The organism is Flavicella sp. IMCC45537, from assembly GCF_057197705.1.
This window is the reverse complement of the sequence record NZ_CM170067.1, coordinates 762,067-786,530: the sequence shown is the minus strand read 5'-3', so window position 1 is coordinate 786,530 and position 24,464 is coordinate 762,067. Positions and strand designations below refer to the sequence as shown.

At 29.6% G+C, this 24,464-nt stretch carries 21 protein-coding genes; 2 read left to right on the top strand and 19 right to left on the bottom strand.

The features are described 5' to 3' along the window. Positions 1-140 precede the first annotated feature (140 nt). The 19 genes from AC2DGP_RS03590 to xerA all read right to left on the bottom strand — a co-directional run bounded on the left by AC2DGP_RS03590 (position 141) and on the right by xerA (position 21,514). Positions 141-1,457: a hypothetical protein gene (locus tag AC2DGP_RS03590; protein WP_484491663.1), complete on the bottom strand. Its 1,317-nt coding sequence runs from the start codon at positions 1,455-1,457 to the stop codon at positions 141-143. 506 nt (positions 1,458-1,963) lie between these two features. After that, positions 1,964-2,440 (bottom strand): type II secretion system protein GspG, encoded by a 477-nt coding sequence (locus tag AC2DGP_RS03585; RefSeq protein ID WP_484491662.1) that lies wholly within the window; start codon positions 2,438-2,440, stop codon positions 1,964-1,966. 226 nt (positions 2,441-2,666) lie between these two features. Further along, the gene (locus AC2DGP_RS03580; RefSeq protein WP_484491661.1) at positions 2,667-4,118 is read right to left on the bottom strand and encodes a hypothetical protein; all 1,452 of its coding nucleotides are present in this window, start codon (positions 4,116-4,118) and stop codon (positions 2,667-2,669) included. 216 nt (positions 4,119-4,334) lie between these two features. After that, on the bottom strand, positions 4,335-5,141 hold the full coding sequence (locus AC2DGP_RS03575; protein ID WP_484491660.1) for an SH3 domain-containing protein: 807 nt from the start codon (positions 5,139-5,141) through the stop codon (positions 4,335-4,337). Positions 5,142-6,493: 1,352 nt separating this feature from the next. Continuing rightward, the gene (locus AC2DGP_RS03570; protein WP_484491659.1) at positions 6,494-7,174 is read right to left on the bottom strand and encodes a hypothetical protein; all 681 of its coding nucleotides are present in this window, start codon (positions 7,172-7,174) and stop codon (positions 6,494-6,496) included. 219 nt (positions 7,175-7,393) lie between these two features. Next, on the bottom strand, positions 7,394-8,365 hold the full coding sequence (locus tag AC2DGP_RS03565) for an RES domain-containing protein (RefSeq protein ID WP_484491658.1): 972 nt from the start codon (positions 8,363-8,365) through the stop codon (positions 7,394-7,396). A gap of 216 nt (positions 8,366-8,581) precedes the next feature. Further along, positions 8,582-9,232 carry a hypothetical protein gene (locus AC2DGP_RS03560; protein ID WP_484491657.1) on the bottom strand — a complete coding sequence of 217 codons (651 nt, stop codon included), beginning with the start codon at positions 9,230-9,232 and terminating at the stop codon, positions 8,582-8,584. 226 nt (positions 9,233-9,458) lie between these two features. After that, positions 9,459-9,746, bottom strand: a complete 288-nt coding sequence (locus AC2DGP_RS03555; protein ID WP_484491656.1) for a type II toxin-antitoxin system RelE/ParE family toxin — start codon at positions 9,744-9,746, stop codon at positions 9,459-9,461. Then, a complete protein-coding gene (locus AC2DGP_RS03550) occupies positions 9,739-9,978 on the bottom strand; it encodes a ribbon-helix-helix domain-containing protein (protein ID WP_484491655.1) in 240 nt (79 codons plus the stop codon). The genes AC2DGP_RS03555 and AC2DGP_RS03550 overlap by 8 nt, the downstream gene beginning before the upstream one ends. A 213-nt stretch (positions 9,979-10,191) precedes the next feature. Further along, positions 10,192-10,497: a PH domain-containing protein gene (locus AC2DGP_RS03545; protein WP_484491654.1), complete on the bottom strand. Its 306-nt coding sequence runs from the start codon at positions 10,495-10,497 to the stop codon at positions 10,192-10,194. Between the two features lie 345 nt (positions 10,498-10,842). Then, positions 10,843-11,934 (bottom strand): hypothetical protein, encoded by a 1,092-nt coding sequence (locus AC2DGP_RS03540; protein ID WP_484491653.1) that lies wholly within the window; start codon positions 11,932-11,934, stop codon positions 10,843-10,845. A gap of 47 nt (positions 11,935-11,981) precedes the next feature. Continuing rightward, positions 11,982-12,830, bottom strand: coding sequence for an IS3 family transposase (locus AC2DGP_RS03535; RefSeq protein ID WP_484492479.1), 849 nt, complete (start codon positions 12,828-12,830; stop codon positions 11,982-11,984). A 14-nt stretch (positions 12,831-12,844) separates the two neighbouring features. Beyond that, entirely contained in the window at positions 12,845-13,237 is a 393-nt protein-coding gene (locus AC2DGP_RS03530; RefSeq protein WP_484491652.1) for a transposase, read from the bottom strand. Between the two features lie 289 nt (positions 13,238-13,526). After that, the gene (locus AC2DGP_RS03525) at positions 13,527-13,829 is read right to left on the bottom strand and encodes a type II toxin-antitoxin system RelE/ParE family toxin (protein WP_484491651.1); all 303 of its coding nucleotides are present in this window, start codon (positions 13,827-13,829) and stop codon (positions 13,527-13,529) included. Continuing rightward, the gene (locus AC2DGP_RS03520; protein ID WP_484491650.1) at positions 13,829-14,050 is read right to left on the bottom strand and encodes a hypothetical protein; all 222 of its coding nucleotides are present in this window, start codon (positions 14,048-14,050) and stop codon (positions 13,829-13,831) included. The genes AC2DGP_RS03525 and AC2DGP_RS03520 overlap by 1 nt, the downstream gene beginning before the upstream one ends. 1,312 nt (positions 14,051-15,362) lie before the next feature. Further along, positions 15,363-15,995 (bottom strand): hypothetical protein, encoded by a 633-nt coding sequence (locus tag AC2DGP_RS03515; RefSeq protein ID WP_484491649.1) that lies wholly within the window; start codon positions 15,993-15,995, stop codon positions 15,363-15,365. A gap of 221 nt (positions 15,996-16,216) precedes the next feature. Beyond that, positions 16,217-17,086, bottom strand: a complete 870-nt coding sequence (locus AC2DGP_RS03510) for a hypothetical protein (RefSeq protein WP_484491648.1) — start codon at positions 17,084-17,086, stop codon at positions 16,217-16,219. A gap of 209 nt (positions 17,087-17,295) precedes the next feature. Beyond that, positions 17,296-19,656 (bottom strand): hypothetical protein, encoded by a 2,361-nt coding sequence (locus AC2DGP_RS03505; protein WP_484491647.1) that lies wholly within the window; start codon positions 19,654-19,656, stop codon positions 17,296-17,298. 709 nt (positions 19,657-20,365) lie between these two features. Next, a complete protein-coding gene (gene xerA, locus AC2DGP_RS03500; RefSeq protein WP_484491646.1) occupies positions 20,366-21,514 on the bottom strand; it encodes a site-specific tyrosine recombinase/integron integrase in 1,149 nt (382 codons plus the stop codon). 234 nt (positions 21,515-21,748) lie between these two features. Between xerA and AC2DGP_RS03495 the strand changes: the two genes are divergently transcribed. Together AC2DGP_RS03495 and AC2DGP_RS03490 are read left to right on the top strand one after the other, a co-directional pair. Further along, positions 21,749-23,467: a sulfatase family protein gene (locus tag AC2DGP_RS03495; protein WP_484491645.1), complete on the top strand. Its 1,719-nt coding sequence runs from the start codon at positions 21,749-21,751 to the stop codon at positions 23,465-23,467. Positions 23,468-23,539: 72 nt separating this feature from the next. Further along, entirely contained in the window at positions 23,540-24,388 is an 849-nt protein-coding gene (locus AC2DGP_RS03490) for a transketolase (protein ID WP_484491644.1), read from the top strand. The last annotated feature ends 76 nt before the right edge of the window (positions 24,389-24,464 follow it).

Below are 24,464 nucleotides of genomic sequence, written 5' to 3'. Positions count from 1 at the left end.
AAGCTTATACTTATTTTATGTTTTTATCTTGTCGACCTAAAAATACTTAAATAAGTATAAGTGACACAGTAAATAAGCCTAAAACTTTGGGCAAGAAATAAAAACCCACATTAACTTTATACGGTGTTGGGTGTAGTTGACTATTCCATTTCAGCTTTTTTCTCTTTTTCTGATTTTTCTTTTTTTATAGTCTTACCCTTAAGCTCTTTATTTTTCTTTAATTCTTTCTCAACTAGTTCTTGAACTGGTTTTTTAGGAGTTTCTAAAACTGCATATTCTTCTTCAAATATTTCTTTATAAACTTTTTGAAATTCATCTTCTTTTCTAATGATTGAAAAAACTGGCCATTCACGATAATCTGTCTTGTCAATATCTCCGTTTTTACCTATTTTTTTCATTAGATCATAAACATTGTCATAGTTGTCTGATAAGACCTCATTAGCAATTTTAAAATCATCGCTACTAGCACTCCAATCTTTTGATTCCAATATTTTTTTACATTCTTTAAATTCTTTTTGTAGATATTTTGACAAAGCAGCATTTATTGTTAAAACATTTTTCATAGTTTCATTAAAGTGACTTTTTTGTTTGCAACCAAAAGTAAGTAATATGTCAGCTAATTTGAACGATTTTGAATTAAGCAATTCATAACATATATCGTTTAGTCTTAAATCAGCTTGTTTTAAATCAGATAGTAGTAGTTTTCTCCAAATTGTATGTGCAAGTTTTACAGATAATTCATAAAGAGCTTTGTATGCTTCTGAAAAATACTCAGGACTAACTCTTAATCTATCTCCAACTTTTAGTTTCTCAATTTTACACTTATGTTCATAACAATTTTTAAGGTATTGATTTGATATTACTCCATCACAATGTACAAAAAGATTTCTCCTTTCTGTAATTTCGATGAATGTTTTCCAGATAGGTAAATTAACTCTTAATTTTAAACCAATTCGATTCTCTAAGTAATCAAATTGCTCAGAATGACTTTTTCTAAGAACTGTGTCTATTTCTTTTTCGATAATATAATCTCTTGCGTTTTCTATTGTTTTGAACTCAACTAATTGTGAGAAAGTTAGATTTCTTTCTGAATTGTTTAGTAGCTCAGGTTTAATTTCATAAATAGTCCTTAATAATCGATTTAGAAAAGCATCATATTGAGAAATAAGAGAAACAAATAAACTTTCAGGAATGATTTTATAAGCTAATGAAGAAGTCGAAGCGTTATTCTCTAATTTATCTAGAATTCGTGAATCCTCAACTTTGACGACTAATTTTTTCTCTCCGTTGTCATCCTCAATTTCTTTCACGTTTGTTTTTAAAAATTCTTCAAAATCATCATTTGCTTTTTTATTATATGGTTCTAACAAAAGCAATGTCATTGGAAGGGAATCTCTTATAGCATCAATGTGTTTAATAAATATCTGTAAATTTTCGTTTATTCTTTCTCCTGTCATTTAGTTAGCTTTTTTTTTAATTACACCCAACGGTTTTGGCTATGGTTAGTTGCGTTTGGCGGTTTTGAAACGAACCGTTTTGGCGAAATCGAACCGCAACCGGGCTGAGCCAAAACAATGCAGAGTGTTTTAAAACTGCGTACCTTGAGTTTCATAGCTTTTATAAGACCGTAATTTAGAAAAATAATTTTGAATGCGAATAGGAGCGAAGCAATTTATTATAGCCGGTGTTGTAAAATGTTTTAGTCGTTAGCTATTCCATATATTATTAAAACTCCTCCTATCCAATAGAATATTCTCATGAACTTTATTATTCCAGATTCGTTGTCTACAAAAATTTTCAAAGGCTGTTTATTCAGATTATGAGAATTATTCTTTTTATGAAATTTGACTACTCCAGATACTATATACGTTACAATATATTTATTCCACAGGAATATAATAATTACTAGTAATATAATTGTTACAATTTTTTTTATGATTTCCAATTTCTTATGGTTTTATTCTTAATTTATTTTTTCTGATTTTATATCATCCTCAGTTCCAAATATTCCATCAGAGCCAGAGGAGGCTATTAAAAATTCTTTTCCGTTTTCTGAAACTATAAATTTATACTCTCTATTCCAGGAGTCTTTATTCCAATTTTGTCTTAATGGATTGTTTCCTATTAATTCTTTCATCTCAGTTGGATATTTTCCAAGGTTTTCATTCCAACTTTCCATTCGTTCACAGATTTCTGCAATTTCTTTTTTAGTCTTTTTCGGGAAAATTGATGTTTGTTGATATCGTACAAATATAGCTGCGGATATTATTCCTATAATAAATACAGCAATTGTTATAATAGAGCTGGGTTGTAAAAAATATCTTTGTACAGGTCTTTTTATCCCATCTTCCTTTTCCTTCTTTGTGATATTTTTATGATGTTTAAAATCCTCACGAAGTAGGCCAAATTCCGCTAAAGTTGAAAGTATTAATTCTAACATTCTATTTTTTTTCGCAATGTTTTACAACGTTTTTGTATAAGATTAGTGTGGGAGGTAGACAATTCGTGAATTGTCACCCGAGCCACTGAGCTTATACTTATTTTGTGTTTTTATCTTGTCGACCTAAAAATAGATAAATAAGTTTAAGCGGACTTTATAAATAAACCAAAACTTTGGAGTAAACAATAAAAACCCACATTAATTTTATACGGTGTTGTACGCAGTTTTATATTATTTTGAAAAGGTGTTCTTTTACTTCGTTTTCCCAATTTAATTGGTGGTATCCACCGTAATCTATCAAATGTCCTTTATAGTTACAGTACTTTAAAATTAAAGAGTTATTAAGAGTAAGAAGTTTTTTTGTGATGTAAGCAATTTCATTTTCTTTATCAGCCAATTCTGTTTCCTCAAATGGCGATGTACCATGTAAGAATTTATTACGATGATTAAGTATTTTTAACTCTTCAGGAGATAGTTTCAACCCATATAATTCAAATGGTTTTGATAATTTTTTTGCATTAGTGGGAGTGTTTAAATTATCAATTTTGGATTTTAAAACATTATTTCCATACTCTGAAATAAAACTTTCGTATTCATCTAAAGACTCTTTTAATTTTGAAACAATTTTTTTTGCCAATTTTTTGTCATTAATTGGTTTTAATTTTTCCTTGTTTTCTTCGTAAATAAAACCGGTAATTGTTTCTAAAGCGATTGAGTATATTCCTGCTCTTAATAGTAATAATTTTGTTTGATGTCCTTCTAAAATTAATTGAATACTTCTTTTTAATTCCGAGTTTCTACTAATTAATTCTGCTATTTCTGAAAATCCAGTAAAACTTAAATATAATTTTTTTGGGTCAATTGACTGCTCAGGTTTTATATGTTCCACGTATTGAATAAATTCATGTGGATCAAATAATGAAGCGTTTGAAAGAATTGATGGTTCTTTCTTGAAATATGCTGTTGCTTTTGATATTGTTACATTGTCGTGCTCAATAACTTGGTAATAATATTCATCTTGAAATAAGTTTCCCGTAATGAAGCCGAAGGCTAATAATATTGAAGAAGTATTATCTTTAAATTCGTTAAAATCATTTTCTTCAATACTATCAATTATCAAAAATGATTCTTTAGTGTCTTCATTTGTATATTTGAATAATTCGTATGATTTGTTATTTATATTTAGTTGAATTAATCCCCTGAAAATAGTAGTGTTTTCAATAATTAATTCTTTAGTTTCAAATACATCAAAGTCTGGTTCTTTACTTGTTGGAATGATTATTCTTAGCTGTTTATCGTCAAAAAATGAATTATCAGCATTTTGAAAATTCTCAACCTCAATTTCTATTATTCTAGGGGTACTTAAAGTTTCTTTAATACTTTTAGTACTATTTGCATTGATAATAAATTGTTGGTCACTTTTTAACAATGAAATTTTTTCTTTTATTGTTTTTTCCCGAACCTCTTTAATTAGACGATTATCAATTTTCTCATCTATTATAAATTTAATTATGTATCTGTCTTTTTTAACACTAGTAGATATACAATTATTAATTAATGAATTTTCTAAGGAAGTTTTATAGGCATTTTCTTCACCTAAATGTTTTATAGAATCAATAGAGAATGAAATGCTTTTTTTTATAAAAGAATCCATTAAATTTTCTTTTTCTTGTTTCATTTTTCGTGAATTGCGTACAACGTTTTTGTATAAGATTAGTGTGGGAGTTTGACAATTCATGAATTGTCGACCGAGCCACTGAGCTTATACTTATTTTATGTTTTTATCTTGTCGACCTAAAAATAGATAAATAAGTTTAAGCGGACTTTATAAATAAACCAAAACTTTAGGAAAACCATAAAAACCCACATTAATTTTATACGGTGTTGTAAATAGTTATTCTTGAACTAGTTTTTTCCCATTCCATGAAAAGGTTTTTAAAATCTCAACGTTTTCAGGAATGCTATCATTTGATGGGTTTATTTTTACGTATAATATTTTATCTTTTTTCCCGTGTGTGTCATCTGGAAACAAATAACCTTTGTAAGGTTCAGGTCCGTCGCAATGCACATAATCAAAATCAGGCAGCTGGATTATTTTGTTCTCATTAGTTTGTAATAAATGCGTATAGTAATGATTCGAGCAACAAGAGTTGTAATTAATTGCTACAGAGATTATTTTTTTGACATTGAGCAACCCCTTATTACCTAATTCATAAAGATCTGTACTTTCGAAAGATTCAAGATTAGAAATTGAAAAGTCAAAAATACTTTCATTTTCCTTATTTCTTAGATATATAATTGCGGCTTTTGCCTCTTTTGAATTCATCATATTATACCAGTAATTTTTTATCATTACGGGTGGGATTTTTGTTAGATAAAAATTCTTTGTTTCTTTCCCTTTATTAATGACACTTGTAGAAAGGTAGCCATTAAAGATAAAACCTGTCGGAGTATAATTATTTTCTTTAATCTCTGTCCAATATCCGTTTATAATTGAACCTTCATCTACTATACTTATTGATAACTCCGTTTTTCTAATTATGTCTACTCTGTCACCATATTGTAATTTTCCAATACGTTCGGATGTTTTATTAGGTTCTTTTCTAATGATTAATCCATTAGGAGCATTCACAAATTGTATTTTTTGACCAAATGAATATATTGTTGAAAGTGTAATTAATAAAAGAATTAGTTTTTTCATAATTATTTGCAACGTTTTTGCATAAGGGCAGTGTGGGGTTTTAAAATTCGTAAATTTTCAACCTAGCACTTAGCTTAAACTTTTTTATTTTTTAATTTGTGATTAAAAATAGGGAATAAGTTTAAGTGAACGTTTTTAAATAATAAATAATTTTCAATTTTTTTCTATTTCCCACATTGGCTTTATGCGGTGTTGTGTTTTGCGGACTCACAGTGAGTTTTCGTCTGAGTGGCAATTCCTTCGTACATTTTTTTTCTTTTTATGAATTGTAGAACTAATTCTCGTTAAAAATATTTCTCGATTTCGCATAAAACTTTAAGTCGCAAGTAAATATTCGGAGTAGGAGAGTCGCACTGTTTTGTAGGATAATTAAAATTATTCAGAATTGAGTAAACATTCGGAGTATAACTTTTAAGAGTTGAGTGATAATTCAGAGTGTTTTTCAAGATCTGAGTGTCGATTCATATTGTGAATTCCGAAAGAAAGTCCAAATGGAATTTGGAATAAAAAATAATATTTCAACCAAAATTTTCCGAACTTGGAAGCGCATTATGAATTCCTGAAATATACTGTGAGTTAGAATTTCAGTGGAAATTCCACCGTGATACACAACGTTTTTGCATAAGGGCAGTGTGGGGTTTTAAAATCCGTAAATTTTCAACCTAGCACTTAGCTTAAACTTTTTTATTTTTTAATTCAGTTTAAAAATAAGGAATAAGTTTAAGCGTATGGTGTAAATAAAAATAAATTTTTAACTTTTTGAGATTTCCCACATTGGCTTTATGCGGTGTTGTGTTTTGCGGACTCACAGTGAGTTTTCGTCTGAGTGGCAATTCGTTCGTACAATTTTTTTCCGTGTATTACTTGCATTAGATTCTTATTAAAAATATTTTTAGGTTGTGCATAAAACTTTAAGTTCCAAGTAAATTTTCAGAGTAGGAGAGTCGCTTTGTCTTGTAAAATAATTCAAAGTAAAAGTATTCAGAATTGAGTAAACATTCGGAGTATAACTTTTTAGAGTTGAGTGATAATTCAGAGTATTTCTTTCCAGATTCCAATGTCGATTCATATTGTGAATTCCGAAAGAAAGTCCAAATGGAATTTAGAATAAAAAATAATTTTTCAACCAAAATTTTCCGAACTCGGAAGCGCATAATGATTTTCTGAAATATACTGTGAGTTAGAATTTCAGCGGAAATTCCACCGTGATACACAACGTTTTTGTATATGAAAAGTTGCGTTTTTTGGAACGTAATTATTCATACTATTTTCTTTTTTGATAAAAGTAATAAATTTTCAATGGAATAGGAGTGCAGCAATTTTTTATATACGGTGTTGTAGCACGTTATTATTTAACTAAAAGCAACTGCAAGAATAACTAATATTATTAACGCAGAAATTGTTCCTAAGATAATTAAAAATGGATTTTTATTACTTTTTTTTGAGTATTCAAAGTCAACTCCGATTAATAAATTCCAAAAGTATTTGGTTAGAATAATTGCTCCAATAATATTAATAAATATCCAAAGACTAAAACCAAGATTTAAATAATCTAAAGCTTCAAAACATAGCTTGTTAAATAATATACCAAAAATTAAAACGATGGCTTGCCCATTTGTATTCTGTATTTTTTTTAGATTATTATACATTAATAAACTTCCACTCAGTGGAGTAAATAAAGTTGAAAATATAAATATAGTTTTCTTTGAATACATCTCAGGAAGATATTTTTGATTTATATTCTCAGTCTCAGTCTCAGTCTCAGTCTCAGTCTCAGTCTCAGTCTCAGTCTCAGTCTCAGTCTCAGTCTCGGTCTTAGACTTAATTTCTATATTTTCATTATTAGTAACATTAGTGCTAACATCTAATAATTCTTCGTTTTTCTCAATTTGAATATTTACTCCTCTTTCTTTTAATATTTTATTTGCAGCATCTACTGCAATACTTTCATATTTTTCTTTTTGATTAATGATATTTTTTAAGTCAGAATCAGACTTTGTCTTAAATTTTTCAATAAATCTATTTTCGTTCATTTTTTACAGGTATGTGCTACAACGTTTTTGTATAAGATTAGTGTGGAAGGAAGACAAACTTTATTTTGTCAGCCGAGCCACTGAGCTTATACTTATTTTATGTTTTTATTTTTGTCGACCTAAAAATAGATAAATAAGTTTAAGCGGACTTTATAAATAAACCAAAACTTTAGGAAAACCATAAAAACCCACATTAATTTTATACGGTGTTGTGCCATGTTATTTTGGAATTGGATTAAACTCCCATTCAAAATCAGGAGTTAAGTATGATTTGAAATCTTCCATTAGTAATTCTCTGTAAAACATATCATCTGGTTTGAGTCCTCTCCAAATTATTACGTTTTTATCAATAAAACCATATTTGGATATTTTAATATTAAACGTTCCTGATTTTTTATTTACGTCTTCTATATTAATTTGATAAAATCTTTTTGCTTGTAAATTGTTTTCAACAAAATTTGGATGCATTGCCATATTTGTTCCCATATAATTTGTTTGAATACTTGGGTACATTAAGATGTCAGTTGCCAAATTATGGTTAGCGTATAGTGAGCGATGTGCTAAGCTAGCTGAAAAACCATATTCGTGATCATTAAGAAAAATAGTTTGTAAATAATTATATAATGCAACGAGGCCTGCTTGTTTGTCTAAATTAAGTCTTTTATCTATCGGCTTCTTTAATTCCTCTGTTTCATTATTTTTAAGAAAATTAATATTGTTTTCTGGATGTAAGTCTGTTTGTATAAAAGTTTGAAAAGTAAATTTTTTGTCGGACTTAATTGGTTCCCATTTTGAAATACAGAATGTCTTATCACGAAAATTGTTATTTCTAACTACTTCCGAAAGAGCAACCATAGGATTGTCTGAACAATAAAAAACAGGATGTTTAGGGAAATTACACCTCCCAAGTCCAGTCATATGTAAAGGAGGATAACTGTGTTCTGTAAATAGATTTATATTTGTAAATGTGCTTAATTCTCGAACCCTATAAAAAGGCATCTCAAAATTTTTATGTTCTATAATTTTAAAAAGATTAGGAAATAATTCGAATTCATTAAATACTAAATTTTCAACTTTTTTTAAATGCTCTTCAATAGTAATTGAATTATTGAATTTTGGCCATTCAATTTTTTTTAGATTTTCTATTTTTTCGAGAGTATCCTTGTAACTAGGAAATTTATTTAAGTCCATCTATTTTTTCTTAATGTGGCACAACGTTTTTGTATAAGATTAGTGTGGGAGGTAGACAATCCGTGGATTGTCAGCCGAGCCACTGAGCTTATACTTATTTTATGTTTTTATTTTTGTCTACCTAAAAATAGATAAATAAGTTTAAGCGGACTTTATAAATAAACCAAAACTTTAGGCTAAACCATAAAAACCCACATTAATTTTATACGGTGTTGCCTAACGTTTTATCATAATATTTGTTCCATATCCACTATATCTTCCTTTACGTAATGATTTGTTGAATATGTTTTTTAATTCCGTTAAATTTAATTCCTTATCTAAAATATTGATGATTTTAATAGCTTGTATTCTTGATTTAGGTTTCTCTAATGAAATTTTTTCATTTATTTCTAAACATTCGAAATCAAAAGTATTATCAATATCTCCAATTTTTAGTTTAAACCTAGAACTATTTCCATCAAGACATGACCATTCATTCTCATCAATACACTTACAGTAATTATTATAGGTAGTAACACTGTCCTTAATTATTGAATTTTCCGAGTAATATATGTTTTGACAATCTTTAAATGTCATTTTTTTTATGGTCTCAATTTTTAATGAATCAAGTTTAAGGAAGAGTTTTTTCACAAGTGTTTTTTTTATTCGAAATTTTTCATAGATATTTTTTTTTTGAGGTTCATACATTTCTATATGATTAATTATTTTTCCTTTAAAAATTTGATTACTATCTTTCTTTAATATTACTTTTTGATATTCACCAATATTAAATTCAAATCTTATTTCAATTCCGTCATATTTTTCAATTTGTGAATAAGTAAATTTTGATATAAATAGAAAAATAATAATTGAAGCGAATCTTTTCATTTTGAATGTTAGGCAACGGTTTTGTATAAGATTAGTGTGGGAGGTAGACAAACTTTATTTTGTCAGCCGAGCCACTGAGCTTATACTTATTTTGTGTTTTTATCTTTGTCGACCTAAAAATAGCTAAATAAGTTTAAGCGGACTTAATAAATAAGCCAGAAACTTTGAATAAACCATAAAAACCCACATTAATTTTATACGGTGTTGCCTACAGTAATTTTGGAATTTAAAATATATTTTTCAAATCTTGACGTCCAACAATACTCATAATTTCCACAATTTCATTATTAACTCTGTAATATATATTGTCAGAACCACATGGACAACGTCTATAATTTTCTTTTATAAAGTCAACCGATTCAAAAGAGAATGGTCGTTCAGCTATGATTTCAAAATATTCAAAAAATGATTCGAAATATTTGTCGGCTTGTGCCATTCCAAATTTCTTAACTCCAAAATGGTGAATTCTTATAAGGTCTTCTTTCGCAGAATTACTCAGCTTATATTTAGCCATTAAGTAAAGATTTTGATTGAGCTAAGATCTGTTCTTTGCTGTCATTCGTAAAGCCACTATTCTCAGCTTTTTCCAGCTTAGAACTTATCCAATCAATTTGTTTTTGTTGTTTTCGCGCTTGTCTTATTAAGTCGTTCACAAGCTCACTTTTACTGGAATACTCATGATTATCTACTTGAGATTTTAACCATTCGTCGTTCGGTTGTGTGAATGAAATACTTTGTCTTGCCATAATTTTAGTTTTGATGTAAAAATACACCAATTATGAATCATCTGCAAATTTTCCTTATTGTTGGCAACGTTTTTGTATATGAAAAGTTGCGTTTTTTGAACCGCGATTTTTCATGCTATTTTGTTTTTTATAAAAGTACTGATTTTTTTTACAGAGTAGGAGTACAGCAATTTTTTATATACGGTGTTGTGCACTGGCTTTTTTCTTCAGGTTCTATTTCGTGATTTTAATTTTGTCATTATATTCTAATATTTTCTCTATAAAAGACTTATTTGATTCAGGAGATATATAAAGCTCTTCGTATTTTCCGATTTTAAGAATCAATCCATTCATCGCTGTTGCTGGTCTTGTTCCTGAAAAAAGAGTTTTTCCGATTATTATTTCGTTAATTTTCTTAATTGTTATTTCTCCTTTTATTGGCCCACTTTTATATGACAGTATATTCTCAGTAAGTTCATATTCCGTAGAAAAAAATGTCCAAAGTAATAGTCCAATTGCTGAAGACATAAGTATAACCATAAATATGCTAATAGGTTTTTCAAACCCAACAAAAAATATTTGGAGGAATAGTAACGAAAGCAATAAGCATAATATTACTGTTATAAAAACTTTAAAATAAATATCTTTTCTACTTTTGAATTTCATGATTTTTTCTGCTTGTGTACAACGTTTTTGTATAAGATTAGTGTGGGAGGTAGACAAACTTTATTTTGTCAGCCGAGCCACAAGCTTATACTTATTTTGTGTTTTTATCTTGTCGATCTAAAAATAGATAAATAAGTTTAAGCGGACTTTATAAATAAACCAAAACTTTGGGCTAAACCATAAAAACCCACATTAACCTTATACGTTGTTAGCCACTGTTTATTTTAATTTATCCTTTATGTCTAAAAAACTTTTAAGTTCATTCATTGCAATTCCATCACTCCCTTGTATTGGAGAGTCCGGATTTTCAGGCAGAGTAAATATCATTGAAGAGCCTCTTAATAATATTTCATCCATAATGTCAACATTTTGTGCCTGTTTCATATATGCTGGAAGTGTTTGACTAATTGTTTTCTTATGAATATAAATTTCTAATAATTTCCTTTCCTTGTTATATTGACGGATACAAAATACAATTAGATAAAAAAGAGGGAGAAAAACAACAAGCCTCTTAATCCAATAAACTAGGGTATACGATTCATTCGAATTTAAATTTTTCGCTGAATTTTTCGTTTTTTTAGGTTTCGATTTATTGTTAACATCTGATTTTATATTTAAAGAATCTACCGTTTTTAAACTATCTATTTTCGTAATTATACCTGTTTCTTTCTCACTACTGCTATTAGCATTTAAAAAATTCCATGAAAATATGGATGTTGATATAAGAACTATTATTACGACAGATAACCATATATCAACTCTCAACTTTAAAGATTTTGCTCTGTCGTCTATTGCAACAGACAAAGAAGTGGCTGTGGCTTCAGGAATTAGACCTCTAATTATTTCTGCATTGTCTTCGGCTTGTTTTACAATTACACTTGCTTCATCTCTTAATTTGGTAAGTTCGGATTCCAATTGAGGTATATCAAGGCTAGGTGTTAAAATACTATAAACACCAGATTGTCGAAGTGAATTATTAATGTTTTCTAATTGATTAATTACATTGTGGTGCTGATTCCGTATTTGGCCTTTTGCTATTTTACTTATCGAATTGAATTGAGCAATAAAATTATTTAAATGTGTATTTAAACCATTAAGATGTGTGAAATTGAATTGTTTAAATAATTCAGGTTTCTCGTTTAATTGTCCTAGCATTCTTAAATCATCTTCAACTAATTGTTTGATGTCTTTTATATCATTGTTTGCGTGGGCAATTCTTGGAGGCTCTGCGGAATATAATATGTCAAAATCTATTTCTAGAAAAGTTGTAATATTTTTTTTTATTTGAGTTTCTAATTGTTTTTTTGGCATATTCTCAATTTGTATTGTCCTGAAATAGGTTGACCTTTTTTTAATGATTAAATGGTTAATAATTCCAGTTTGTTTTTATTTTTCCGATACGATTTGTAGTCAATATTTTGATTTAGATGAACCTGTTTAGGAGTATTTAAATCAAGACTTAAATGTGGTCGAATATTGTTATAAATATTAATAGCTCTTTTTGTAATCTTCTGTGCTAATTTAGTGTTTTTAATTGTAAGTTTTAGTCCGTATTCATATTTTAAAGTTCTGTTTATTCTCTCAGCAATAGCATTTTCATACGGGTCATATTTCTCTGTCATACTCATTGTTAATCCGTTTGATTCTGCAAATAGGGTATAGGTTGGATTGCAATATTGTATTCCTCTATCCGAATGATGAATCAATTTTTTACCTGGGTATTTACGATTTTTAAGAGCCATTTTTAAAGCATCTATACAAAGAGATGTTCTCATATTGTCGTCTAATTTATAACCCATTATTTTCTTAGAATAAGCGTCTGTTACTAAAGCCAAATAACTGTGTCCTTTTTGCGTTTTAATGTAGGTTATATCGGTTACCCAAAATTGTTCTGCTCTGGTTGGAACTTTATTAGTTACTAGGTTTTTGTATTTATAAAAGTGATGATTAGAGTTGGTTGTTATATGGAACCTTTTTGTTCTAGGAACCAGTAGTCTATTGACTTTAAGGAATGCATAGAATTTATCTCTACCTATTTTGATACCTTGTTTTTTGATATCTTCTTTAAGTTCATGATATAGTTTTTTAGCGCCTAATCTCTGTCCAATCTGGTTACGACATTGCTTTACCATTTGAATTAAAATAAGCTCGTTATTTTGTTTAATTTGATGAGATTTTAAGCGTTTATAGAAGGCTTGTTTACTAATCCCAAAACATTGTATTAACCATTTTCTTTTAAACGGTTTTGCTTCTTTTTCTGAATCTCGTCTGCTAATGTTTTGGGCAATGACTTTTTTGACATATCGACTCCTGTAATAAGTTCCATGTCAGCAATTATATCTTGTTGAAAGTCTTTTACAAATTCCAGTTCCTCAATTTTCTCTTTAAGTCTTTTAATTTCATCCTGTTTACTCATGCCTAATTTCTTTTGCTCTAAAGTACTATATTTTTTAATCCAGTACTGAATAGTTGGTCTAGAAATATCATATTTCTTAGCTGCATAATTGATAGAAATTCTACCATTATGAATTTGATCAATGATGAAAAGTTTGAGTTCGAAGCCTACTTTATTGTAGCTCTTTTTTCGGCAGGGTGGTTTTTTGTTTGTCTCCATAGTTTAACTAAAAGTGTTTAATTTTTAGTCAACCTATTTCAGGATTTTACAATTTTTCATATTGTGGCTAACGTTTTTGGCTATGATAAGTTGCGGTTGGCATTTTTAAAACGACCTGTTTTGGCGAACCGAACCGACCAGTACTTGAGCCAAAACATTATGAGTGTTTTAAAACTGCGTACCTAGAGTTTCATAGCTTTTATAAGACCGTAATTTAGAAAAATAATTTTGACTGCGAATAGGAGTGTAGCAATTTATTATAGCCGGTGTTGTAATGCGTTTTTTGTATTTATAATTCGCCTTTTAATTTTTTAGGGTTTTGTCTAGTATCAAAAAGTGTAACAATTGTTATAGTCTTAATTGAATATCTATAAAAAAGAGAGGTGTGTTTCGTAATTACACATTTATGCATTCCTTTTTTCTTTTCAGATTCAGGAAAGCTTTCAGGATTAGACTTTATTAGGTTTATATTTCGATCTAACTTTTTAATAAAGTCGGACTTAACTTTAGGATTCCAGTTTTCAAGAAGATACTCAAATTGTTTTTCAAGTTTTTTCTTTGCTGTTTTTGATATAATAACTGTTTTCTCCATTATCTATGAGAAGCAATAAAAGAATCATAGTTAACTGTTTCACCACGACTTATTTCTAAATCAGCAATGTTGATTTCTTCTTTTTGTTCTTGACTAAGTTCATCCCAAAAATCTGATGTTTTATCTCTTCTAAAAACATTCTTTATAGACTCAAGAATTGTAGGGTTGTCTGTATTAAGTAACAACTTCATTAATTCTAATTTTTCAGCTTGTATATCCATACTTAAAATATTTAAAACAAAAATAAGAAATTTCGAATTGAATATAGTTTTTGTCGTTAGTTTTTATGCTTTACAACGTTTTTGCATAAGGGCAGTGTGGGTTTTAAAATCCGTGAATTTTCAACCTAGCACTTAGCTTAAACTTTTTTATTTTTTAATTTGTGATTAAAAATAGGGAATAAGTTTAAGCGAACGTTTTTAAATAATAAATAATTTTCAATTTTTTTCTATTTTCCATATTGGCTTTATGCGGTGTTGGGCATTGCGGACACACAGCCGAGTTTCGGACTGAGTAAGAATTCTTTCGCATTTACATAATTTTAGTTTTCATGATGAAAAATTTTTCCAAATACATATTTTCATTCCGAAAGTAGCTAAAAGTCTGAGTATTTTCCTGCGTAAAAATTCTCATTCGTGCTGAGGATTCACACAATTCCATAATTCATGATTTTTTCACAAGAAGTGATTATTCGTACAATTTTGTTAGAGTTTTTTTCAAAGATTATCTATGTAAGAAACTAAGATCTAAGAGGAATTAAAAATTCTAAACTATTTAAATTCCAGATATTTTCAGAGTAAATTTCGGTACTGGGGAATGCAACTAAACAACTTCTAATAAACTGTGAGTAGGACTTTTGTGTAAAGTCCGCCGTGTTGCCCAACGTTTTTGTTTATGAAAAGGTGCGGTTTAACATTACGCAATTTTCATTTTCTTTTTCAAGTTTTAAAATTAGTTGAATTTTTGATTAAAACTAAAATTCTAGCAATTTTTTATAAACGGTGTTGTATAATGCGGACACGCATGAGTTTTACCATTCAGCTTATATTCTCGCCGTTATAAACTCTAATTTTTCAGATTATTTGCATCTCATTTTAATTCGTTCAATTTCCTTTCATTTTGAATTCTGAGTATTTTCATTTTTCCGATTTTCGAGAATTATTTTTAGTGTAAACTCGGTAACTAGCTTTCCATTCAGCGTTTCTATTCAGTTCAGAGTGAGAATTCGACACGAGGCTTTTCTCCAAGAGTTTTCTTTCAGGTTTGAGTAAGACTTTCAAAATGATTTTTCGGTTCGTTTGGAGCTTTAAAATTCCTTTCAAACTGTTTTTTTGTATGCTTGGAGTCTCGCTTACATTTTCAGGAATAAATTGCGTGTTGTGAATTCAGTGTGAATTCACCCGTTTTATACAACGTTTTTGTATATGAAAAGTTGCGTTTTTTGAAACATGATTTTTCATAGTATTTTCTTTTTTTATAAAAGTAATGAATTATTCAACAGAATAGGAGTGTAGCAATTTTTTATATACGGTGTTACATGCTGTTGGTTTGTAGGTATATTATTAAAAATATAATAGGACCGATTATAAAGGTTGAAATTAATGCGGGCTTCGTCCATTTTTTTTTCCGATGTAAGTATTCCTCTCCAATGTATTTATTCCATAAAATCTCTGTTAGAATAACTCCTCCAATTAAATTTATCATTAATCCTATATTCTGCTCAATCTCAAAATATATTATTAACGATATAGCGGAAATTGTATATAATATTCCGAACAATAAAACTATAGTTCTTGCTCTCAAATTCTCAGTTTTTTTCAAATTGTGCATTAATAATACAGCACCAAAAATTGTAGAAAAAAACAGAGAAAATCCTCTGATAACAGTTTTAGTATATAATTCAGGATGAGAAATATCTTCAGTTATATATTTTTTTTCTTTTTTCCTGAGAGACTTATTCTCTTCTTCTTCGTTATGTTTTTGTTCTTTCTTAAATAGAAATATTTCTTCCTTTTCTTTTGTTAAATCATGTGAACTACCATTTCTATTCTCTAGAATCTCTAAAGCAGCACTTAATGCTTCCTCTGTATATTTTTCTTTTTCAGTAATTATTTCTTTTAATTCGAGGTCTGTTTTTATCTGAAATGTTTCCTTAAAATTATTCATTTTTATTTTTTTTCGGGTAATAGCATGTAACGTTTTTGTATAAGATTAGTGTGGGAGGTAGACAAACTTTATTTTGTCAGCCGAGGCACTGAGCTTATACTTATTTTGTGTTTTTATCTTGTCGACCTAAAAATAGATAAATAAGTTTAAGCGGACTTTATAAATAAACCAAAACTTTTGGCAAACCATAATAACCCACATTAATTTTATACGGTGTTAGCTTACGTTTTTATTCTCACCCCATATAATTTGTCGAATTCTTTCTTTTCTAATGGAGTTAACTTGTTTGTTTTTTTTCCAAATTGTTTTTTTGAAAAATTATTTTTAACAATTAAGTCTAATCCTTCTAATCTCTCAACCATTTTAATATAAGCAGAATATAATGTTTTTCTAGATGTTTTTAATTCAACGATTTGATTTTGAGTGTTAATAACGTCCATTATCATTTTGTCAAAATAGATATCAATTTTAGTCAATTTACCTTGAATATATACGTTGTTTTTTTCATCAATCTCAACTAATAAAATTTTGGTGTTTTCATCCATGTTAAATTTTTCATTAGAGTTTTTTGTTATAATATCAGATGAATTAAGATTGAAATTATTAACCAAAAGTAGTGTTTTTAGTTTCTGCAAGAAGTTATTGAAATCACTAGGTTCTAAAATTAAAAACAATTTATCTGCAACTTTCTCTGGTGATAAATTAGATTCACTTTGTAGAGAAGAAATACTGACATTTAATTTAAACGACTTAGAATTATTATCATTTAATAGATTTTGGTTAATTCTATCGCATTTTGCAATTGGTTCCAATTTGATGTTTTTAATTGAATCCTGGAAATTATATTCGAATTCAGTAGGTACATTATTGTATGATGTGATTTTAAATAAATTGTAATAGGAGTCAGCTGAATTGTCTTTTAGAACTTTCTTGGAAATAAGAAAGCTTTCAAATTTTTGTATTTCAGTTATCAATTCTGAACCATTTTCCCAATTGGAGAAATAACAATCACTAATTTCATCAAATTCGGATTGAGCATTTGTCTGTAAATAGAGTAGGGCTATTAGTACAAATACGATATTTTTTTTCATAATGTATGCTAACGGTTTTGTATAAGATTAGTGTGGGAGGTAGGCAATCGAAGAATTGTCAGCCGAGCCACAAGCTTATACTTATTTTATGTTTTTATCTTGTCGACCGAAAAATACTCAAATAAGTATAAGTGACATAGTAAACAAACACAAAACTTTGGGCAAAACGAAAAACCCACATTAATTTTATACGGTGTTGTAAGCTGGGTTTAGTCTTCTTTAGCAGAGTTTTCAATTTTATTCTTAGCTTTTTTTAATGGATAATCCTTCCAATAGTTTAAATATTCGGATGGTTCATTGTATTTAAATCTAAGAACTTCAAGAGAATTTCCGATATGTACATTAGGTAGTATAATCTGCGGTTCATATACTCCTATTAGCTTACTGCCAATGAATTCAGAAGTTGGAGTTAAATTTATTGACCTTCCCTTGTAATCTTCAAATGCGAAATTTTGACGTTTGTATTTATCAAAATTAAGTGTTTTGAAGAGATAAACATTTGGCCACAAGCTATTAATTTCAAGTTTGTTTACAACATCTTCTATTGAGTAACATGCTTGTAATATCTCATCCGTATTAGGGAAGTCATCTCTTTTGTGTTGTAATTTATTTCTAATAGATAAAACAGAATTTTTATTAAATTCACTTGAAATATTAACAATATTTTCCTTTATATTTTTGTAATTATTATTCTTTAAATCAAATAACATAATTTTATGTAAAAACGGAAATGTCGTATAATTAGCTTTTCCATTAAAGCTAGGAAGTTCATCTTTTGAACGCAAATATTCGTCTCTATTAGATGAAAGTAAATTATCACATATTTGAATTAATGCAGAAAATCCTTCTGTAAGAGGGAAAAGAGTGTTTTTTCCACTTTTATCGAAGCGTAATGGTTCATTGGAACCAACTATTTGTCCTTCAAGTTTTGAACACATAAAATGTCGAGACGTTTCATAATCATATTTGAATTTTGTTCCATAGTAATGATCAGAAAGTAAAAGCCAAGTTGTAAATGCTAATGATTGTTCTAATATGTCTTCTAGTGCAACAAAGAGGTTTACGGAAGAACTACGAATTTGGTCTTTTTCTAATGTATTTAAATTTTTAACACTTCTAACGGTATTTTTAAAGTCTTCAAGTTTCTTCCAAAAGTCATTAATTGTATCGGGATATATATTTATGTCAAAACCTAATTTCCACAATATTTTATTAATTAACTCATTTTCACTTTCTTCATTGGATGGAAGTGAAAAGTGTCCATATAATTTTTCAAATACTTTATTTATCTGTAAGGGGCCAGATAAAATAGTTTCTTTAATAACTTTAACAGGTTCAGTTACTCTGGTATAACTCTCAATTTTTTCTTTTAAAGTATCATATTCATAAAACCTGAGTTTCCAATCCAAAAGTTGTTTGGCTGATTCATCAATGTTTACATCCAATATCAGTTTGTTAAGACGATTAATTGCCAAGTTACTGCTGCTGATTGAGCGAACACCTAGTTTATTACACTGATGAGAAATATTATAAAAACCAGAGAGTCTCAAATGTTTTACTTCTCTGATTTCCGTAGCAGGAATAACTATCTCATTTGCAGAAATCATTTTCTCTAAATATTCGACGATTACAGACCCCTCCTCTAATAATAGAAGTTGGTACATTTCAGCTTTAGAAAGTTTTTTAACAATTGTGTTAGCCGAGCCTTTATACTTTTTCTCTTCAGGAAGTTTTTCACGAAAGTTTGTCGAATCTGATATAATATTAGAGAGAAGTAGTCTTATTTCATCTTCACCAAATGTATTTACTACTAATAAATTTATTTCCTCAAGTAAATCAAAATCGAAATATCTATCTTCATTTTCTATTGTTTCTCTAAAAATTTTAATCCATTCAGATGGCTCTTTTTTAGGTAATAACTTAATAATTTCATTTTGTATATCTTCAAATATATTTTCTGTATTTAGGTGTGTTTTATGAAACGCTGAACATGAAGAGTCGGAACAGTGATAAATTTTAATATTTCTTATAGGGAAATTTCGTCTTGAAAATTCAGATTTGAGTAAGCCAATTGGACCAACTATATATTTACCTACCTGAAAAACTCCTTGTGGAGTGTCTTTTATTAATTTAGTCGTTTCCTCATCACTTAAGTAACTAGCCTGATTTTTGAAATCATTGAAGTACTTGTTGTATAGTGTTCTACCATATATCCAAGGATATCTTAATTTTTCAGATTTTACTTCTTCATTTATTAGTTCCTCTATTGAAGTCAAATCTGTTTTCTCAATATCAATGAATAATTCAAAGTGGTAAAACTCTAAAAATATTATTAATTTAAGGTTTTCTATATATTGAGAATTAATATTTTTTTTATGAATAGCATCAAAAATATTTTGCCCTGATTCTGAAAGTACTATTAAATCTTCGAATTTTTTATTCGGTTTATAGTTTTTATTAATTAGACATTTTCCAAGAAGTATTTTAATTGAAAATAATGAACTAAACTTCTTTATAAATTCAGGATTAGATTTATGTTTTCTTAGAATTTGTTCTTTAGATTTTTTCATTTTTTTTTTTTTTTTTCACGACCTTGCTTACAACGGTTTTGTATAAGGGCAGTGTGGGAGGATTAAAATCCGCGGATTTTCAGCCGAGCACTGAGCTTAAACTTTTTCATTTTTTAATTTGAGTTTAAAAATAGGGAATAAGTTTAAGCGGACGTTTTAAATAAGAATAAATTTTCAGTTTTATTGAAATGCCCACATTGGCTTTATGCGGTGTTGGGCATTGCGGGCACACAGCTTAGTTTCGTACTGAGTAAGAATTCTTTCGTGTTTACATAATTTTCGTTTTCATGATAAAAAATATTTCCAGATACATATTTTCATTCCGCAAGTAGCTAAAAGTCTGAGTATTTTCTTGCGTAAAAATTCTCATTCGTGTTGAGCATTCACACTATTCCATAATTCATGATTTTTTTACAAGAAATGATAATTCGTACTATTTCATAAGGAATATTCTTTTGTAAAAGATTCACAACGTAAGAAACTAAAATCGAGAGAATTTAATAAGTTCACATGATTAAAATTCCTAAATATTTTCAGAGTAAATTTTCGGTACTGGGGAATGCAACTAAACAACTTCTAATAAACTGTGAGTAGGACTTTTGTATAAAGTCCCCCGTTTTGCCCAACTAGTTATATGTTTCATAAATACATCGTTTATCAGTTTCAGTAACGGGATAACGATGTATATGATGTGTTCTTTTTGGTAAAACTAATTAATTTTTTTTCGCTGCTCTAACTGTTTTACAATTAAATCTAATGGATTTGTAATCTTTTTTAAATCTTGACTTTGTACATGGGTATAAATCATCGTAGTTTCTGGTCTGCTGTGGCCTAATAATACTTGTATATACCTAATGTCAGTTCCGTTTTCTAATAAATGAGTGGCATAACTATGTCGTAACGTATGCGGTGTAACTTTTTTAATAATCCCTGCTGCGGCACAACTCCTTTTTAAAAAACTACGTATAGAAACAGGAGAATATGGACTGCCTTTCTCTGTGCCTTCTATCAAATAATTCAAAGGTTCATAAGTGTTCATGTAATTATGTAATAACGGTAACATCACTTCCGCTATAGGAACATACCTATCCTTTCGTCCTTTTCCCTTCTGAACTTTTAGCATTTTTCGATCAAAATCTAAATCCTTCAATTGTAAACTAATCAACTCCCCAATACGTAACCCTGAAGAATATATAAGCGCAATGCAAATTCTGTGTTTTAAATTTTTGGTTACTCGTATCAATTCAATCACCTCATTATGAGACAATACTTGTGGTAAACGTTTGTCTTTTCGTGGAGCAAATTCTTGAAATTCCAACGCTATATCAGACCCAATAAAATACAAATAGTGCTTCATGGCACTAATAAATTGCCTGTGTGTACTTATAGCCCTTTTCTTAGCAGCCATTACCGTTTCAGAATGCGCTTCTATCGCTTTGGCGTCAATCGGCTGATCCTTTCTTTTTAGCAATATAAACTCCGCAATTAAATGAGTATAAGTCTTTAAGGTACTTTCACTAAAACGTTTGCCTTTTAAGAATATATAAAATTGATTCAAATGATCTCTTTGACTGGCACTCAATTTATCTTTTAAGCGCACTTCTTTGGAGCCTAATTTTAGAGATCCATCGTTTGAATTTATATCTAAATGTGCTTCGTTTTCAAACAAATGCCGTAGCCTATCCATATCCATAAGACTTGTGGGATAATACCAAAATTCTTTCGTAGCACTCCACCTAGCTTTTGAGTCTTTACAGATTTCTATTAAATCACGATCATAGCTAAATTTTAAAGAATAAACTCGCTCTTTTCTATGATTTGTGATGCTAACTGTTACGGTTTTTTTATTTTTTTTCATCACTATAAGATAAGAAAAAAAGACGACTTAAACGGGGTGAGTGGGTTTAAATCTGGTGGTTTTTATACGATTACCTATGCATAAAACCCGTAACAATATCTGCTTCAATCATCACAACAGGGGGTATGTTCCTAATCTCAGGGGAGCTCCGTTTCAAATACCCAAAAAAATCCCATAGAAAAGAATTTTTGGAATAAATTTTATTTCTTGAAACCTAGAAACAAAATTTATTTGATGATGATTAAAATATATCAGACCCTTCTAATCTTATGCTTCACAGTAAAAGTAACTGCCCAATTAACAACTCATTTAAATAGTGATAAACCCAATGTGATTATTCTATATTTTGATGACATGGGGTATGGTGATTTAGGAGCCAATGGCAAAACAGGACTGCAAATACCAAAAGATTGTAAATTTCTCGACCCAAACAAAAAAACATTGACACCCAATCTCGATAAATTTGCTAGTCAAAGTGTACGTTTTACTAACGGACATTCTTCTGATGGTGTCTGTTCTCCTTCGCGTTACTCACTTGTAACAGGTAAGTATTCATGGAGAACAAAACTTAAAAAAGGGGTTACCGGTGGATACAGTCCTACATTTATGCAAAAAGATTGTTTTACAATTGGTACCTTATTTCAAAATAATGGTTACCAAACTGCCATGGTAGGTAAATGGCATATCGGAATGACTTTTTATGATGTACACGGAAAACCCTATAGCAAAAAAGGAAACGATCCGAACGTTATGGAACGTGGTTTTGTTGATTTTTCAAAACCTGTTACTGATACACCGGCTCATAGAGGGTTTGATTATTGGTTTGGTACCCCAGCTTCTTTAGATATGCCTCCTTATGCCTGGTTAGAATCTAAAAACGGAACTGTACAGGTACTTTACAAAGGGGCTGTTGTAAAAAATGATCAAGTTGATTTCTCTCTAGCAAAACCCGCTTCTAATAAAGATTTTGTGAATTTTAAAAAGAATGATGGAGTCCATGCTCGAGGTGGCGCAAAAGATCCTAGTTTTATTTTTGAAGATTATTTGCAAATACAAGCTCAAAAAGTAACAGATCTGATTGCCAATTATAAAAAAGAAAAAACACCATTTATGATGTATATTCCAATGCCAGCCCCACACGAACCTCATGCGGTACAAAATAAGTTTAAAGGAACCACTGGCTACGAATACGGCGACTATCTGGTACAAACAGACTACTATGCCGGTCAAATTATTGATGCTTTAGGCGATCCTAAAGATCCAAACAGCTTAGCATCAAATACAGTGGTCCTTATTACCAGTGACAATGGCCCAGAACAAAGGGCATTTTATAAAAGTTTAGCGCAAAATCATGATGCCAACGGTCCTTGGGCAGGTATCAAAAGAGATAATTATGAAGGTGGCACTAGAGTACCCTTTATGATCAGATGGCCAACAGTTGCAAAGCCTAAAGTTACTAATGAAATTTGTTTGCAAGGAGATATCTTGGCAACCATGGCTTCCTATTTAAAATATGAGTTAAAACCGAACCAAGCACCAGATTCAGAAAGCTTATTACCAATTTTAAAAGGAAAAAGAAAACCTAAAAATTCACGTGCCGGAATCATTGAACATTCGAGTCGTGGACAGTTTGCTTTTGTTGATAAAAAAGGCACCTATAAATTAATTGATGGAACAGGAGGTGGTGGGAACGCTACGACTGTTGATGCTGATAATAATAGAATCCTCAAATTGGGCGTGCTAAGAGAACAACCGCGCCAGTTATTTAATCTCAAAAAAGACCCAGGGGAGAGAAATAATTTATTGGTGGATGATCCCAATAACCCCAACGACAACAATGATCCCACAAAGGCGGCACTTCAAAAGGAAAAAGAATTATACGAACAACTAAATTTAGTCAGGGGTGACAAAATGTGGGGGACAGATATAGCAGAAAAAAACAACAAAAAATAATCATCATTTAATAAGATTTTATTTTTGTAACATCATATAAAATAATGTACTTTTGCCAACAAATTTATTAGAATGGCTACAACGCAAGAATTGAAAGATTTTTCTCAACAAGTTAGAAGAGATATATTACGTATGGTACACGCAGTGAATTCTGGTCACCCAGGTGGATCTTTAGGATGTACAGAGTTTTTAACAGTTTTGTATCAAGATGTAATGTCTTACAATTCTGAGAGTTTTGACATGGATGGTTTAAATGAAGATTTATTCTTTTTATCTAATGGTCATATTTCTCCTGTTTTTTACAGTGTTTTAGCTAGAAGTGGTTATTTCTCAGTATCAGAATTAGCAACTTTCAGATTATTAAATTCTCGTTTACAAGGACACCCAACTACACACGAAGGTTTAGAGGGTATCCGTATGGCTTCTGGTTCATTAGGACAAGGAATGTCAAATGCTATTGGAGCAGCACAGGCTAAAAAATTAAACGGTGAAGATAAATTGGTATACTCTTTACATGGAGATGGTGAGTTGCAAGAAGGTCAAAACTGGGAGGCAATTATGTATGCATCTGCTAAAAAAGTAGACAACTTAATCGCAACAGTAGATTTAAACGGTAAACAAATTGATGGTACTACAGATCACGTATTAGCAATGGGTTCTGTTAAAGATAAATTCGAAGCTTTCGGATGGATCGTTTTAGAAGAAAAAGAAGGGAATGATATTGAGGCCATTCAAGCGGTACTAGCAAAAGCAAAAGACTTATCTGGTAATGGTAAACCTGTTTGTATTTTATTAGAAACTGAAATGGGGAATGGTGTTGATTTTATGATGAACACGCATGCTTGGCACGGTAAAGCGCCAAATGATGCTCAATTAGAAGAAGCATTAGCTCAAAACCCTGCTACTTTAGGAGATTACTAATTCTAAAGTACCTATAAAATATAAAAGCCCAATCATTTATTGATTGGGCTTTTTTTTGCGTCTAATAAATACTGAT